Origin of the sequence: Acinetobacter sp. ANC 5054 (genome assembly GCF_002135295.1) — a bacterium.
GTDB lineage: Bacteria > Pseudomonadota > Gammaproteobacteria > Pseudomonadales > Moraxellaceae > Acinetobacter.
The window spans coordinates 135,819-151,085 of the sequence record NZ_NEGG01000010.1 but is presented as its reverse complement, the minus strand read 5'-3'; the positions used below and the strand labels follow the sequence as shown (position 1 = coordinate 151,085).

17 protein-coding genes are annotated in these 15,267 nt (G+C 40.0%); 15 read left to right on the top strand and 2 right to left on the bottom strand.

The annotated features are described in order from the left end of the window. Positions 1-39 precede the first annotated feature (39 nt). The 15 genes from B9T33_RS11535 to B9T33_RS11470 all read left to right on the top strand — a co-directional run bounded on the left by B9T33_RS11535 (position 40) and on the right by B9T33_RS11470 (position 13,939). Positions 40-801 carry a hypothetical protein gene (locus B9T33_RS11535; protein WP_086179047.1) on the top strand — a complete coding sequence of 254 codons (762 nt, stop codon included), beginning with the start codon at positions 40-42 and terminating at the stop codon, positions 799-801. A 6-nt stretch (positions 802-807) separates the two neighbouring features. Further along, positions 808-1,128, top strand: a complete 321-nt coding sequence (locus B9T33_RS11530; RefSeq protein ID WP_086179046.1) for a hypothetical protein — start codon at positions 808-810, stop codon at positions 1,126-1,128. 26 nt (positions 1,129-1,154) lie between these two features. Then, the gene (locus B9T33_RS11525) at positions 1,155-1,388 is read left to right on the top strand and encodes a hypothetical protein (protein ID WP_086179045.1); all 234 of its coding nucleotides are present in this window, start codon (positions 1,155-1,157) and stop codon (positions 1,386-1,388) included. A 73-nt stretch (positions 1,389-1,461) separates the two neighbouring features. Continuing rightward, a complete protein-coding gene (locus B9T33_RS11520) occupies positions 1,462-1,926 on the top strand; it encodes a hypothetical protein (RefSeq protein ID WP_086179044.1) in 465 nt (154 codons plus the stop codon). A gap of 3 nt (positions 1,927-1,929) precedes the next feature. Beyond that, positions 1,930-2,346: a DUF4236 domain-containing protein gene (locus B9T33_RS16690; RefSeq protein WP_086179043.1), complete on the top strand. Its 417-nt coding sequence runs from the start codon at positions 1,930-1,932 to the stop codon at positions 2,344-2,346. Between the two features lie 76 nt (positions 2,347-2,422). Continuing rightward, on the top strand, positions 2,423-5,404 hold the full coding sequence (locus B9T33_RS11510; RefSeq protein ID WP_086179042.1) for a phage tail protein: 2,982 nt from the start codon (positions 2,423-2,425) through the stop codon (positions 5,402-5,404). A 10-nt stretch (positions 5,405-5,414) separates the two neighbouring features. Next, positions 5,415-6,068, top strand: a complete 654-nt coding sequence (locus B9T33_RS11505; protein ID WP_086179041.1) for a DUF2460 domain-containing protein — start codon at positions 5,415-5,417, stop codon at positions 6,066-6,068. After that, positions 6,065-6,922, top strand: a complete 858-nt coding sequence (locus tag B9T33_RS11500) for a DUF2163 domain-containing protein (RefSeq protein WP_086179040.1) — start codon at positions 6,065-6,067, stop codon at positions 6,920-6,922. Before B9T33_RS11505 ends, B9T33_RS11500 begins: the two co-directional genes overlap by 4 nt. A 58-nt stretch (positions 6,923-6,980) precedes the next feature. Then, a complete protein-coding gene (locus tag B9T33_RS11495; RefSeq protein WP_086179039.1) occupies positions 6,981-8,984 on the top strand; it encodes a hypothetical protein in 2,004 nt (667 codons plus the stop codon). 2 nt (positions 8,985-8,986) lie between these two features. Next, the gene (locus tag B9T33_RS11490; protein ID WP_086179038.1) at positions 8,987-9,409 is read left to right on the top strand and encodes an NlpC/P60 family protein; all 423 of its coding nucleotides are present in this window, start codon (positions 8,987-8,989) and stop codon (positions 9,407-9,409) included. Beyond that, positions 9,409-11,898 carry a phage tail protein gene (locus B9T33_RS11485; protein WP_086179037.1) on the top strand — a complete coding sequence of 830 codons (2,490 nt, stop codon included), beginning with the start codon at positions 9,409-9,411 and terminating at the stop codon, positions 11,896-11,898. The genes B9T33_RS11490 and B9T33_RS11485 overlap by 1 nt, the downstream gene beginning before the upstream one ends. Positions 11,899-11,958: 60 nt before the next feature. Further along, the gene (locus B9T33_RS11480) at positions 11,959-12,345 is read left to right on the top strand and encodes a hypothetical protein (protein ID WP_078190808.1); all 387 of its coding nucleotides are present in this window, start codon (positions 11,959-11,961) and stop codon (positions 12,343-12,345) included. A gap of 88 nt (positions 12,346-12,433) precedes the next feature. After that, positions 12,434-12,610: a hypothetical protein gene (locus B9T33_RS16480; RefSeq protein ID WP_171263627.1), complete on the top strand. Its 177-nt coding sequence runs from the start codon at positions 12,434-12,436 to the stop codon at positions 12,608-12,610. 136 nt (positions 12,611-12,746) lie between these two features. Then, a complete protein-coding gene (locus tag B9T33_RS11475) occupies positions 12,747-13,331 on the top strand; it encodes an N-acetylmuramidase family protein (protein ID WP_086179036.1) in 585 nt (194 codons plus the stop codon). A 245-nt stretch (positions 13,332-13,576) separates the two neighbouring features. Continuing rightward, entirely contained in the window at positions 13,577-13,939 is a 363-nt protein-coding gene (locus B9T33_RS11470) for a NirD/YgiW/YdeI family stress tolerance protein (protein ID WP_086179035.1), read from the top strand. An 81-nt stretch (positions 13,940-14,020) separates the two neighbouring features. Here the strand turns inward: B9T33_RS11470 and B9T33_RS11465 are convergent, their stop codons facing one another. Continuing rightward, complete coding sequence (locus B9T33_RS11465; RefSeq protein WP_086179034.1) at positions 14,021-14,254, bottom strand: DUF2171 domain-containing protein; 234 nt, start codon at positions 14,252-14,254, stop codon at positions 14,021-14,023. A 328-nt stretch (positions 14,255-14,582) separates the two neighbouring features. Further along, entirely contained in the window at positions 14,583-15,257 is a 675-nt protein-coding gene (locus tag B9T33_RS11460; RefSeq protein ID WP_086179033.1) for a DUF421 domain-containing protein, read from the bottom strand. Positions 15,258-15,267: the final 10 nt, after the last annotated feature.

The following is a 15,267-nucleotide window of genomic DNA, read 5'->3' as shown; positions in this document are numbered from 1 at the left end:
CCGCCAATACGGCGGTTTTCTCATTTTTAAGAGGTCCATATGGCTCAATATTTATTTGGTGCCGGTAAAATATTTGCCACACCATTACAGGATGTGCACGGTAATCCAATCACCAATGGCACGCCGGTTGAAGTGAGCGTACTGCAGTCAACGTCAGTTGATATCAGCTATGACTTAAAAGAACTTTTTGGCCGTGGTCAGTTTGCTGTAGACGCTGCACGCGGTAAAGGTTCGATTAAGTGCAAAGCGACAATGGGTCGCATCAACGGCGCATTGTTGAATTCCATCTTCTTTGGTGGCGTAGTCACTGAAGGTGGTATTACTGCAGTAGCACAAACCATTAATGGTGAAGTCGTTGCAGCCTCAGTAACGCCAGTCGTTCCGAATAGCGGTACATTCGTAAAAGACTTAGGTGTGACAGATGCCAAAGCTATTCCATTAAAGCGTGTGGCGAGTGCACCAGTTGCAGGTCAATACAGTGTTGATGAAGTGACAGGTGTTTATACCTTTGCAGCAGATGATGTAGGTAAAACTGTTTTTATCAGCTTTAAATACACAGCAACGGTAGCAGGTGCTAAATCTGGTGTCGTAAGCAACTTGGATATGGGCTTCACGCCTGAATTTAGTGTTGATCTGATGCGTGACTACAAGGGGAAATTCTTTGGTATTGAATTCTTCCGCTGTGTCAGCAATAAGCTTGCGTTCAGTTCAAAACAGGATGATTACGATCTACCTGAGTTTGAATTCCAGCCAATGGCCGATGATTTAGGCCGTGTCTTCAGATGGACTACTTCGGAGTAATAACAAATGCAATTTAACCAGGTCGAAAACCCACGTGGTAACCCACTTAAAATTAATGGCCAGATTTGGATTTTTGCGCCGTTGTCATTAGGTGCTGCTGAAAAGCTGATGCCACAGCTTAAAACCTTTGATCCAAGCGATTTTGCTTTAGTAGCAGATGTTGCGCATAGCTCTTTAAAGCGTAACTATCCTGACATTCCACGTGAATTTGTTGCTGATGAACTACTTGATGTTGGTCACGTGAACGCCGTATTTGAAACGGTCATGGGGGCTTCTGGTCTGGTTTATACAGGCGAAGATGAACAGGCCACTGATTCGGGGGAATAGACTGGGAGGAACTGTACACGCATTTGGTGTTGACTTTGGGCAAGGAATATGATTACGTGCGTAATGAGTTGGATTTCCCAAGAGTCAAAGCATTAAATGCTTATCACAAGCAGTGTCCTCCCAGCCATGTTGGCATTCAGCGTCTATGTCGAATCCTTGAAGCATTTATGGGGATTGAAGACAGTAAAGCTTCAGATAATACGCAAAGCGATGATGATGATCTGTTTGCGGATCTGCAGAACTTTCCTCAGGGTGGCTAAGGTTGCCCTGATTGATTTATATAATTGAGTTGATTAAAGTTTGTGTAAACTTTATAAAAACTTGGATATAACCATGAAAAAAGTATTAGGGGGTAGCTTACTAGCATTTGGTTTAACAGCTTGTGCTACTACATACAAAGCACCAATGACATTAAATCAAAGTGCTAGTGAGCAAGTTGTCGGAACAAAAGAGCAAATATTTAAAGCAGCGCAAAGAGCACTGGCTATTAATGGCGAACAGATTATGAGTGCTAATGTGGAAGCAGGTGTGATCTCAACTGCTGCTCGAGATCTTCGATTAACTCCACTGCAAGCTGACTGTGGTACTACAATGGGTATCGACTATTTGAAAGATAATCGAACTAGTACAAAGGTTGCATACAATATTTTGATTGATAATGGTTCTCTAGATGTCAGAACAACTTTACAAGGTGATTATAAAGTTGGTGACGTGACTCAGAATATAACTCTAACCTGTGTATCACGAGGTGTCTTCGAACAACAGATGATTCAGAAGATTAAGGCTGAGATTAGATAATTAATGGGCCTTAATTTCAGAAAGAGCTTTAAGATTGCACCTGGTGTCAAATTAAATGTCGGCAAGAAAGGCATTTCAAGTGTATCAGTTGGTGTAAAAGGCGCGAGAGTGAGCTTGGGCAAGACAGGCACTAGAACAACAGTGGGCATACCCGGCACTGGCCTGTCATATAGTAGTTTTAAATCAAATAAAACTCAGCCGAAATCTTTACCAAGTAATTATCAGCAGCATTCTTTTGCAGATACAACACAGGTGCAGAGTAAGGATTATAAAAAGGTCTCATTTTTATTGGGATTTGGTATTTTTTGGATGCCATATATTTTTGCATGGTTCACGCTAAGAAAGGGGCATTCAAGCAAAGCGAGATGGATAAGTTTTATATGGATGATTCTTGTGTTGATAATTGCTATGTCTGATTAAGCACATCAGGGTGCTTTTCATCAATAACAACTAAACCGCCTCACGGCGGTTTTTTTATGCCTGTGAGATAGGAATTATGAGCAACAATCGAGTGGAAGTGCACGTTGGTGCGAAGACTTCTGAACTTAAAAAGGGCATGGATGAAGCTGAAAAGATCGTTAGCGATGGCGCTAAACGGATTGAGAATACAGGAAATAAGGTTAAATTTAAGCTTGATTTTTCAAGCATTAAAACTGGTTTGGATGACATAACCAAGAATATCAACAATAAATTTGAAGATATTGGCAAATCAATTTCAGGTAATCTGACTAAAAGCTTTGTCGCTATCGGAGTTGGTATAGCGGCTTCTGTTGGGACGGCGGCTATTGGATTAGCATCATTAACGTCTGAAGTTGGTCGAGCATCTAAGGAATTGGAAATCCAAGCACGCTTAGCCAATACAACAACAAAAGAATTCCAAGAGTGGGCATTTGCTTCTAAGTCAGTCATGGTTGAGCAAGACAAACTATCTGACATCATGAAAGATGTGAATGATAAGTTTGGTGACTTCATGCAAACTGGTGGCGGAGAAATGGCTGATTTCTTCGAAAAAATTGCACCAAAGGTAGGTGTAACCGCTAAAGAGTTTCAGGGTCTTACTGGTCCACAAATTCTCGAAAAGTATTATCAAACGTTAGAGAAAGCAAACGTATCCCAAGCTGAGATGACTTTCTATATGGAGTCAATCGCTAATGATGCAACGCTACTAGCTCCATTGCTAGAAAACAACGCTGAGAAGCTAAAAGAATATTCAAAACAAGCGCATGAACTTGGCTTGATTATGGATCAGGATGCAATTGCTAAGACCAAGGAATTCAATACTGCATTAAATATAATTCAGCAAACGATTGACAGTGTATTTACGAGACTGGCAGCTCAAGCAGCGCCAGCACTAACAAACCTGGCAAATGATTTCCTTAGTTTTGCATCAAGATCTAGAGAGGGTATTGATAGCGCAGTCACAGCGATAATCACAATATTCGAGAGTCTTCTTGATATTGTTCAAAGTCTATTTAGTACGATCAGTGGAATTTGGAGTGATTTAACTGCCGATATCGGTGATGGATCTATTCAACAAGTAGGATTCATGGATTTGGTAGCGGGTGCGATGAATGGATTCGCTGCCGTAGCTGTTGGGCTAAAAGTTAGTATTGAAATAGCATTTGCTGCTATTCGTGCGGTCGTTGCTACAGTGTGCCAAGCAATTAATATTTCAGTGAACACTGTAATGAATGTATTTGGCGGATTCCGAGATACGATTCAATACGGCCTTGATGTCTTGTCTATTAAGTTTCAGACCTTTGGTAATGTTGTTAGCAATGTTTTGAACTTTAACTTCTCAGCTGCCAAAGCGTCGTGGGAAAGTGGTCTATCACAATTAGGCTCAATTGCTGATCGCTATACTGGTCAGATGCAGTCACGTCTAAACAATCTAAAAACAAGTTGGAATACAGGTGTAAGCAACACAGCTAATGCTTGGGGTGCAGCAGGTTCAGCTATTGTCAATTCTGCAACAACGGGTGGGAAAAGACTCCAGAATCTGTTCTTAAAAAATCCTACTGTAGTCGGAACTGCACCACCACCTACACCATCACCAACATTTAACTCAAATAAGGGTATTGGCACAGGAGTCAAAGACTCTAAAGGAAGTTCGGCTAAATCAAAAGCTGATGCTGATGCAAAAGCAAGAGAGAGGGCAGCAGAGCAAGAAGCTAAAGCAATTGCTGATATTCGGTATAAGTATGCTACTCAAGAACAGAAAATAAAGCTGGATCTTGAAAAAGCACTTAAAGAAATTGAAAAAGCCAAAATCACCGATGCTGAAAAGGCTGCTTTTAAGGTACGTGTAGAAAAGGATGCCAGTGACAAGATTGCTGCATTAAATGCTGAACAGTTTGAGAAAATTAAAGCTATTCGCGAAGCTGAAATTCAAAACAAGCAGCATCAAGCTCAGCGAATCTATGAGATTGAAAAGGCTAATATTCAAGCTGAATTCGATGCTAAGAAAATTTCAAATGTTCAAAAAGCACGACTTGAAAAAGAGTTAGAGGATCAGCTCAGAGCTATCAAGCGTAATGGCTTGCAAGAGCGCCTTGACTTAGAAAATCAAATGTCTGGTATCTCAGGAAAACAGGGTGATCAGAATCAGATTATGAACAATATTTCTGATTTAGATACTGATCAAAAGGTTTCCGATACCAAGCAAGTTGGAGTTCTTTCAGATGCCCAAATGAAAGACTTTGAGGATAAGTTTGGTGGTCTAACGTCACGAATGTCTGGTCTATGGGATAAAGGCATTCAGTCTATGATGAATGGCACGCTGACATGGAAAAATGCCATGAATGCCATTTTCACAGAACTGGCAGGGGCATTTATTCAAAGCATGATTACGGCACCAATGAAAAAGTACGCTGCAAGCTTAGCCACTCGATTGGCTGTAAAGCTTGGATTCATCAAAACTGAAACCGCTGCTGAAGTTACAGGTCAATCCGCACAGACTGGCGCTGTGGTAGCAGGTGAAGGAATGAAGACAGCCGCAACATCAACAGGGGTTTTAGCTCGACTAGGTTTAAAACTAATGGAAGTCTTAAAGTCAATCATGATGTCGGCCTGGGAGGCAATGGCTGGAGCTTGGGCGGCATTATCAGCCATTCCTATTGTGGGTCCTGCTTTAGGCGTGGCAGCAGGTATAGCAGCATTTGCTGGTGTTTCGGCAATTGTTGGAAAAGTAGCTTCTGCTCGAGGCGGATATGACATTCCTGCAGGCGTGAATCCGATGACACAACTTCACGAAGAGGAAATGGTCTTACCTAAGCAACATGCAAATACGATACGTGCATTAGGTAAATCATTAACAGCAGACGGTGGATTAGGTGTATCTCAAGCACCGAGTCAGCAAGTGAATAATCATTTCTCTGTTCAAGCCTTTGATTCACGTGATGTAAAACGATTCTTTGAAAAACATGGTCGAGAACTTACGAATGGATTAAAAGGGCATCGTCGTAATTTTGGTACCTAAGGAGGTAATTATGTCAGACGTACTATTTCCTGAATTACCAGGTCTTGAGTGGGAGTTGTCAAAGACCCCCATATTTAACACTAAAATTATGACATCAGCGAATGGTCGGGAGCTTCGTGCGAGTTACCAGGCCGTTCCTAAGTATGAAATATCCATGTCATTTGCTTTTCTGCGTGAATCGAAAGGGCGAAATGAATTACAACAATTAGAAGGTTTCTTTATCGAGCGCCGTGGTGCATTCGATTCCTTTCTTTTCAAAATGCCTGAGGATTGCGAGTATGACTGCACATTCGTTGGGGATGGTGTTACTAAAATTTTCCAACTTTATAGATTAATGCGTGATGTGAAGTACCCCCTATCTCACGTAAAGCCTGTTGGAGGTGGTGTAGGTGCACTAATGTGGGATTCAAATGTGCGAAAACCCATGTGGTATATAGATGATTTATTGCTTCAGTGGTCATCTGGCGTAGACTTTACAATCAGCAAAGACGGTGTACTCAGTTTATTATCACCAATACCTAAAGGTCTGATTTTGAGAGTTGTTGGAACATTTTACTATCGTTGCCGTTTTGCTGATGATGAACAGCAATACACCAACTTTATGAGCAAATTATGGAAAGCCAACAAAGTTGAAATAATTGGATCATTAGGAAATAAAGTATGAGAGCAGCTTTTCCAAAACTAATTGCCTTACTGGATGCAGATCAATTTCTCATGGCTGATCTCTATACCATTACAACCGTACAAGGTGATGCATACCGATACACGAATTATGACTTTGATTTGACTGTAGCAGATCAAACATATAGTTCGAGTGGACCTATTATCAGTCGTGAAGGGATCAGCCTATCACTGGGTATTGAGGTTGATAATTTATCGATCAGTATTGATTGTATTGATGATAATGAATGGAACGGCATCAATGTTGTTCAAGCGTTTCATAATGGTCAATTAGATGGTGCTCGATTTAAGTTAGAACGCATATTTATGGATATGAATACACCAACGGATACTAGTGCCGGCACCATTAAGTTGTTTGAAGGTCGAATCATTGAGCCTGACTTAGATCGAAATTCAATCCAAGCCAGTGTTGCATCAGATCTGGATGAATTGAATGTGCAAATGCCGCGAAATCTTTATCAGCCAAGCTGTACCAATACACTATTTGATACGGCATGTGGTCTATTGCATCAAAACTTTATGGTGCAAACGACAATTGAATTGGGCAGTACTACAGCTCGAATCTTATGCCAGGTGAATCAGCCTCAAGGTTGGTTCACGCAAGGTGTAATTGAGTTTTTAGACGGTGGCAATGCAGGTCTAAAACGGACGATTCGTATGCATGAGTCAGGGGCATTGTTATTGACTTTGCCATTGCTGGAAGCACCGCAGGCAGGGCAACGAATCAAGGTTTATCCTGGATGTGATAAACGCTTGGAAACTTGCCAGAACCGTTTCAATAATTTCGCTCGTTTTCGTGGTGCGCCTTTTATTCCTGTACCAGAAACAGCAGTTTAATTAATTTAGTCTTCAATCCACACCCTGTATATACAGGGTTTTTTTATGGAGTAAGAATATGGTGTACTTACCCGAAGCAGCTGATTTCACAAATCCAGATGTCACTGAAAAACAATTTAAAGAAAAACTTACTGATTTATTGGGATTTCTTAAGCAAGAATTTCCAGCTAACTCATTCGATGTAAAGAGAAACATAGTGCCTCGCTTTTCAGCAGACTGCTGGACTGTAGATGGTCCACGAAGTATGTCTTTCTGCATAATTGGGGAGGATGAAGATGCATTTGATGTTTATTTTACTTCAAGACGCAAAAATGATTTTGCTGCTGCTATCTTTTTTACTGAAGATCTAGCGATGCATAAATATCTAAGCTATGAAAAGAAAGGAAATTTTAACAACTGCACATTATCATTTTCAATTGATACAGATGGAGACGTTCCAGCGATTGACGATGAGCAACTTGGCTTGGTTATGACGGTTGTTGTGAATGATACTAGTGGTGTAAATGGTCAGACACCATATTATTTGCGATTAGCTAATCTCGCTGATCTAGAAACTTTAACAGCAACCCATGCCGATATTACGATTGATTGGAATACTGTAGTCAGTGGTTATGAGCAGAACATTCCATTCCCGAAAGACAATATTCAGCGTATTTTTATCGGTTGCTTAACAAGCGGATTCGATTCTATATCGTCAAATCCATTGCCGCTACCTGAGTCAGGTGAGTTACACATTAGTAAAATCAAGTGCACTGGTTCAAATAGCACATATATTCGTAAATCGCTAAACATACCGCAGCATACACTTGGAATGTGTACAGGCTATGATGATAGCTACAATGTAAACCCTCTACGCCTTATTAAGAACTGCTACGATTTAGGGTATCGAGGATTTGTTAATCATTACTGTGGTATGTCACACTTTTATGATTCCAGATGGGATGATCTACAGCAGCGATTCATTGTACGCAAACCAGATACTGACGAATTGTTTGATACGTATCTAAATCGTGAAGCTACTATCTGGCATAAGTATTTTGCAAAAGCTGCGAAAAAATACTTCATGAAAACAATCTTCTCAATTTCTTACGAGTTATACAGTGAGGCCGCTGAACTATCATGGACTCAAAGAGATTGGTCAGATAACTATGGATATACAGGATATATTCCACCCAGTTACTTGATTAGTCCATGCAATGTTGAAGGTATGAACTGGCTACGGTCGGTATTTGTTGAATTTGCTGGCATATTGAGCGATGAGGGTTTAGTGCCACATCTTCAAGTTGGCGAACCATGGTGGTGGATTAATGCGGACGGAAAACCTTGCATTTATGATTACTCCACCCGTGTGAAATTTAACGATGAAACAGGTCTATATGCGCACGAGATTTCGGATCGTATGAGTGATATCTCCAGTGAGATTGATCAAATATATTTAAAGTTTCTACAGCGCGAGCTGGGTAATTCAGTTCTAAGTGTAAAAACTGCTGTAAAAGACGTTTATCCAGAAGCTCAAGTTTCAACTCTTTTTTTTCTACCTAGTATTTTGGGAGAAAAAAGTGGATTAGCATCTATTGTCAATTACCCAGTTGATCAATACAAATACCCAAATTTAGACTTTATTCAAACTGAAACTTACGATTGGCTCATTGTTGGTGAGTTTGATAAAGCGTTACGAGGCTTTACTTCTGCTATTGATGAATTAGGGTATCCAGCTCATTTGGTTCATTACTTATTAGGGTTTGTGCCTGATAATTTTTTAGGTCAGATTGTCAACCCTGAGTACCGACTTGAAAAAGATGGCCCAAAAGTTTGGCAAGCAATTCTCGGCAATGCTTATCTAGGTAAAGAGTACAACGTAGCAAAACAGTACATTTGGGCATATAACCAAGTCATGCGTGACAGCTTAATTGTAACACCTCAAGACTTTTTGAGGCAATTTTGGTTGGCTGATGAGTTGTATCGAAGTCAAACTGAAGAGGACGTAGTAACAGGTACACCAGTTGCAAATCTGCCAACCAACCCATCTAGACCAAACCAACCCGAGCATAAGTGGCCTTAACTATGAAGCATTTAGAGGCTGTTTCTGAAGCTATGACCTGGATCGGCACACCATATCATCATCAGGGAAGGGTCAAAGGAGTAGGTGTGGATTGTGGAACCTTGATCTGTGAAGTCTATGAAAAAGTGGGCTTGATGGATCATTTAGATCCGCGACCTTATCCACCAGATTGGCACATGCATCAGCTTGGCCAACGATATTTAGAGCACGTTTTATCTGTGTGCTATGAAGTCGATGAGCCACAGCCTGGTGACATTGTTTTATACCACTTTGGCAAATGCATCAGTCATGGTGCAATAGTCGTCGAATGGCCAACGATTATTCACTCCTATATACATCAAGGAGTAATACTCCAAGATGGCACAAAAGGAAGTCTAGCTCGCAGAATTGCGGGCTTTTTTCGTATGAAGAGGCTAAAAGAATAATGGGTGGAATATTTGGAAGTACAACGATCAGTACGTCTGATAAGCGTATCAATTCGATGCGCATTCAGCAATCTGCGTATGGTCTAACACAGCCATTGGTCTATGGCAAAAATCGTGTTGCAGCCAATATGTTTTGGTACGGGGATTTTAAATCCACTGCTCACACGACAACCACTAAATCTGGTGGCAAAGGTGGTAAAACCAAGACAAAAAACACAACATATACTTATTCAGCATCTTTGATGCTTGGTCTATGCGAAAACAAAATCAAAGACATTGGCATCATTTGGCGTGATAAAGAACAGATCGTCACGAAAACTGAAGGTGGTGTGCAACTCAAGCCTATTGATCAAATCGGTTTTGAATTATTCGATGGTGATCACAATCCAGTTTGGGGCTATTTAGCATCAAAGCATCCAGATGAAGCGGTGCATTATCCATTCCTTGGATATGTGGCATGTGCCAATTATGATTTGGGCGGTAGTGCAGCATTATCGAATCATAATTTTGAAGTGATTAGTGATATTACATTTTCAGAAAAGATTCACGATGCCAATCCAGCCGATGTGATTGAAGATTTCATCACCAATCCACGGTACGGTGCAGCACCTAGTTTGAATGTGGCAGATTTATCTGAATTTCGAACCTATTGTGCAGCCACTAATTTGTTGATCAGCCCTGCTTTGACTGAACAGCGTGAAGCATTTGAGATCATCAATGAAATTGTTGAAGCAGTGAATTGTGCAGTCGTACCGAGTCCAGATGGCTTGAAAATCCGTTCATACGGTGACAGTGCAGTGACAGGAAATGGTGTAACATTTACACCAAATCTTGAACCAGTTTATCACCTGACTGATGATGATTTTTTAGACAAAGATCAGCCAGTGCGTGTACGTCGAAGTCGTGACACTGATGCATACAATCATTGCCAAATTGAATACGTGAATCGTTTTAACCAGTACAACACTGAAACGGTTGAAGCCAAGGACCAAGCCAATATCGAAATGTTTGGTCTGCGTACACAAGATCCGGTCAAGTTCGATTTTTTTTGTGAGCCAAAAATTGCTCGTCATGCGGTGCAATTGCTATTACAGCGAAAACTGTATGTTCGAAATGAATATGAGTTTGAATTAGGCTGGAAGTACTGCCGACTTGAACCGATGGACATTGTGACCATCACTGACGAATCCTTAGGTTTGAATCAGTTTCCGGTAAGAATCACACGAGTTGAAGAAGATGAGGAGGGTGTACTCTCAATTACCGCTGAAGAGCTTGCAGTCGGATCTCGTTCAGCAGTTGAGTATGACCTGCAATCATCGAATGGGTACCAAGGTGGCAATGAAGAACCAGGCAACGTCAATGCACCAGCTATTTTTGAGCCTCCATTAGAATTAACCGATGGTAAAAATCAAATTTGGGTGGCTGCATCTGGTGGTATTAATTGGGGTGGCTGTAACGTTTGGGCAAGTACAGACAACACGACTTATGAAATGATCGGGACCATCTACGGTTCTGCTCGTTACGGTACTTTAGTTTCAGCCATTGATGTGGATGACACATCGATGCAGATTCAGTTGAATACATCGAGTCAAATCTTTGGTGGTACACTTGAAGATGCTGAAGTGGATGTAACACTATGTAAAGTCGGTGATGAATATATCAACTACATCAATGCGACCTTGGATGGATCAGGGCGTTATACATTAAGTGGCATGCTTCGTGGTCGTTTTGATGATACTAGTTCACATATCGCTGGCGAATCGTTTGTTCGTATTGATCGTGCGATTTTTGAATATGACTTCAACTCAAATATGGTCGGCAAACAGATTTATCTGAAGTTCACAAGCTTCAATGGTCTTGAGCAAAAAGAAGAAACCTTGGATGAAGTGACGGCATACAGTTACACTATCAATGGTGGTCGCCCTGCAGGCGTCAAAGGTTTATCACTTCAATCTGCATTTGAAGGAACGAGCTTTAAAGTTCAATGGCAAAGTGCCGCTGGTGCGACAGGTTATATTGTTCAGATTTGGTCGAATGGTGTATTGCTTCGAACTGTTGATACAACGAATACCGATTATTCATACAGTATGGATGAAGCGAAAATCGACGGTATTCAACGTGCATATACAGTACGGGTCGCAAGTAAAAACGGTTCAATTGTCAGTACCTTTGCTGAGCTTAACATCAGTAATCCAGTGCCACCACAATTGCTGAACGTGTACACATCAGCAACTGCAAATTCGATCACAGCGACTTGGATTCCAAGTGAAGTACTTGATCTGAAAGATTACCAGGTGTGGATCAGTACTAATGCGAACTTTGATCCTGATACAACGGTAGCGCGTTGGACAGGTACTGAAAATGCTTGCACGATTACGGGCTTACAATCAACGACCACATATTATGTGCGTGTTGCTGCGCGGGACATATGGAAGCCGACCTCTTGGAACTATTCAACACGAATCACACAGGCAACTGCTGATAGTTAAAATTTTCAACCATAAAGCACCTTTAGGTGCTTTTTTATGCCTAAAAATTAGGGGAATTTAATGGAGCCTGTCTCTACAAGTGGTTTCGCAGCTTTTTTAAAATTTTACGGTGCTGCAGTTGCCGTCACACTGGCCATCTGCTTGGTTGCAACGGTCGTCATTATGATGCGTTTACCGCGCTCACCACAGGAATGGGCTGTAGGCTTAATTTGTACTGTAGTTTCTAGTCTTACTGGAGGCGCATTTATTATTGTGAAATGGGGCTTACATGAATGGGTAACTGATATCTGGGGAATGATTGCCCTAGGCGGATTCTTCTTTATCTGTGGACTACCCGGTTGGGCTATTGTGCGTTGGACTTTTAATTTTATTAACAAGCAGGAAGGTAAGACGATTATTGAAGTTGTGAAAGAGCTGAAAGATGCGAGAAATGATCTTAGAAAATAATCAAACATTTTAAATAGTAAAAAGCCCGTGATTCGCAGTCATGGGCTTTTTTGTTTCCCACAAATTGATAAGAAATAAGTGAGAACCTATGAACAAGTTTACCAAAGGTAAATTTAAAATTCATCCGAAAGAGGGCATGGAAATGGAAGGTTATTTGTCAGGCTGGTTGCGATTTTGTGTTGGGGTGGCAATCCTTTTAATTGCAGCAAGTCCATTTATCTATTCGTTGTCGTATTTTTTTAATGTACTAGGTGTTGGGCGATGATGAATATTTTTAAAGAAAGATGGCAGGTGGTGATCTGGATCATTAACTTATTCAAATAAAACCGACCGAATATAAGGTCGGTTTTTTATTGTCTGTGCGCCATAAGGCGCTTTTTTTATGCCTAAAGGAAAGTGAAATGAATAAGAAATTAACCGCAGAGCAAGTTTTAGAACAAGCAAAAGCGCTTGGTGTTGAAAGCGCCGTATTACGGGCTGTGATAGAAGTTGAATGTAAAGGATCAGGCTTTAATGCCGACAATACGCCAGTGATTCTATTTGAACGTCATGTGATGCGGCAGCGCTTGATTGCCAATGGCCAATCTAAAATAGCAGATCAAATGATGGTTAAGCGTCCTGATCTATGCAGTAAAAGTACAGGCGGTTATGGTTTGTATTCAGCCCAACACGGTCGATTGAATGCTGCTGCGCAATATCATCGGGCTTCAGCACTAGAGTCGGCTAGCTGGGGAATTGGGCAAGTGATGGGGTATCACTGGAAGGCTTTAGGATATGCATCGCTACAAGAATTCATTAATGCAATGTATAAAGATGAAGCCTCCCAACTTGATGCTATGTGTCGATACATTCAAGTGAATGGCCTGGTGAATGCACTCAAAAATCAGGACTGGAAAGCCTTTTCGCGTGGTTATAATGGTGCTGCTTACGCAAAGAATAGCTATGATGTGAAATTGGCCAATGCGTATAAAAAAGCCCTCAATTGAGGGCTTAAACTATAAAACTTTTGATATGTGATACCGAAGATACATACTAACAATAATCCATTTAAACCTAATAGCATCCAAAAATTTTAGCCGTGGCTCGTCAGTCAGATGTTTTTAATAGCAGTTCCATTCAGTACATTTAAAGGGCATTTTTACACTTGAAAGATATTAAAATTATCCAAATATAATAGACTGAATAAATCTTATAGTTTGTAAAACAGAATTATTTAATTGGAGTCATAAGTATGAAAAAAATACTATGTGCGGTACTGGGTGGTTTTGTCTTACTAAGTGCAAATACATCTTTTGCAAAGTCTGATGCAGCGTTATTAAAGGAAGCTGAAAAAAATGTTGTAACGATTGCTCAAGCTAAAAAATTATCAGATGAATCTGGTGTAACTATAAAAGGAAAAATTACCAAGCATATCTCTGGTGATGATTTTGAGCTTAAAGATACAACTGGCACGATAGTAATCGATGTTGATGATGATCTATGGAAGCCTATGCAGCTTAAAGTCGGAGACAAAGTCCGTGTTGTTGGTGAGGTTGATACCCATCGTATTAAACCTACTGATATTGATGTAATCCATATAGAACGAACAAAATAATTCTATAGGCTTCATGTAGATATATATCTAAATTTGCAGTATAAAAAACCCTCACTAAGAGGGTTTTTTAGTAGCAGGGTGTTAAACCTCTACCCAAGTATCTTTAACTTCTTGAGAATCTTTAGTCAGTACAATTTTATTGTCTGTAATTTCACCAACCCATGAAACTGGAATTAAGTGGTGATGACCGTCACCATGTTTAGTCAGTTTAATTTGGTCGGAGCCTTGCAAGTGGTCTACTTCACCAACTTTAGTTCCACATGAAGCAATTACATCTGCATGGCTCTTAATATTTTCAACATTAATAGTAGTCATTAGAATATATTCCTATTTCAATGTGAGTGAGCATTCAGCCTATCGTAAATAAACGCTGATATCATGTGTTGAAATAGAAGGGATACAAAGTGCCTAATGTTCTTACATCCTTGGCTAGATAAATTACATTGTATTATTTAGAAATAAGTATCCATAAAGGGGATTTATAAGATTACTTACTTATGCTTTGTCTTAATTAGGTTGGATAAATCAAAAACGATGAATTTTGCATAATCAATGTATTCATCAACTTTGGCCTGAACTGCAAACGTTACCATAAACAAGATACAGATTACTCAAGTAGAAATAGAACACATTCAGCAGTTCTTTATTGTTGACACTCTAATTTTGATTCAGTCCAACAGTCACAATTGCAGCGGGGGCATTGAGCATTTAGAAAACTAATAAATTGTGTTTGTCCACACAGCATGCACGAATAGTACGTTTTGGAATCAAAAATCTTAGCTTTTTGGTAGTGATCTGGAAAAATTGGTAGTCCCCATTTGATATTATCTTTGGCATAAGGAATTACACTTAGACACCCATCAGTTTCAAGTAATGCTGACTTAACTTGACCAAGGTGTTCTATTTTGTTTTGCCTTAACTCAGCAAAAAATTCATCATATGAATATTTTTCCTGTTTGATATCTTCAACAATCAATAAGCCTTCTTTGACGATATACATTGGCCTACCTTCTAATATTGTTTCAAAAGTATCTGATTTCATGATTAGATACGTTGTGAATCTATATAGAAGAATAATGACTACAAACACAATGAGTGCTTGTACGATTGGAATATCATCATTAAACATTGGATCGCCAGCTGCAGAACCCAAACTTAAAATGATGGCTAACTCAAATACTGAAAGTTGCCTGACACCTCTTTTACCTGAAAATCTTAAAAAAATAATAATTAAGATAAACATAATGATGCATCGGAAAATAATTTCTAATGCAAAAGTAAAAGAAGTGTCATGCAGAATTATTTTTATAAAGTCCATGCTTAATACA

What these genes read in the sequence shown, in the direction of transcription:
- B9T33_RS11510 (WP_086179042.1), top strand. Translation starts at nt 2,423, where the DNA reads ATGAGCAACAATCGAGTGGAAGTGCACGTTGGTGCGAAGACTTCTGAA.
- B9T33_RS11490 (WP_086179038.1), top strand. Translation starts at nt 8,987, where the DNA reads ATGAAGCATTTAGAGGCTGTTTCTGAAGCTATGACCTGGATCGGCACA.
- B9T33_RS11535 (WP_086179047.1), top strand. Translation starts at nt 40, where the DNA reads ATGGCTCAATATTTATTTGGTGCCGGTAAAATATTTGCCACACCATTA.
- B9T33_RS11480 (WP_078190808.1), top strand. Translation starts at nt 11,959, where the DNA reads ATGGAGCCTGTCTCTACAAGTGGTTTCGCAGCTTTTTTAAAATTTTAC.
- B9T33_RS11475 (WP_086179036.1), top strand. Translation starts at nt 12,747, where the DNA reads ATGAATAAGAAATTAACCGCAGAGCAAGTTTTAGAACAAGCAAAAGCG.
- B9T33_RS11470 (WP_086179035.1), top strand. Translation starts at nt 13,577, where the DNA reads ATGAAAAAAATACTATGTGCGGTACTGGGTGGTTTTGTCTTACTAAGT.
- B9T33_RS16480 (WP_171263627.1), top strand. Translation starts at nt 12,434, where the DNA reads ATGAACAAGTTTACCAAAGGTAAATTTAAAATTCATCCGAAAGAGGGC.
- B9T33_RS11505 (WP_086179041.1), top strand. Translation starts at nt 5,415, where the DNA reads ATGTCAGACGTACTATTTCCTGAATTACCAGGTCTTGAGTGGGAGTTG.
- B9T33_RS11485 (WP_086179037.1), top strand. Translation starts at nt 9,409, where the DNA reads ATGGGTGGAATATTTGGAAGTACAACGATCAGTACGTCTGATAAGCGT.
- B9T33_RS11465 (WP_086179034.1), bottom strand. Translation starts at nt 14,254, where the DNA reads ATGACTACTATTAATGTTGAAAATATTAAGAGCCATGCAGATGTAATT.
- B9T33_RS11495 (WP_086179039.1), top strand. Translation starts at nt 6,981, where the DNA reads ATGGTGTACTTACCCGAAGCAGCTGATTTCACAAATCCAGATGTCACT.
- B9T33_RS11500 (WP_086179040.1), top strand. Translation starts at nt 6,065, where the DNA reads ATGAGAGCAGCTTTTCCAAAACTAATTGCCTTACTGGATGCAGATCAA.
- B9T33_RS11460 (WP_086179033.1), bottom strand. Translation starts at nt 15,257, where the DNA reads ATGGACTTTATAAAAATAATTCTGCATGACACTTCTTTTACTTTTGCA.
- B9T33_RS11530 (WP_086179046.1), top strand. Translation starts at nt 808, where the DNA reads ATGCAATTTAACCAGGTCGAAAACCCACGTGGTAACCCACTTAAAATT.
- B9T33_RS11520 (WP_086179044.1), top strand. Translation starts at nt 1,462, where the DNA reads ATGAAAAAAGTATTAGGGGGTAGCTTACTAGCATTTGGTTTAACAGCT.
- B9T33_RS16690 (WP_086179043.1), top strand. Translation starts at nt 1,930, where the DNA reads ATGGGCCTTAATTTCAGAAAGAGCTTTAAGATTGCACCTGGTGTCAAA.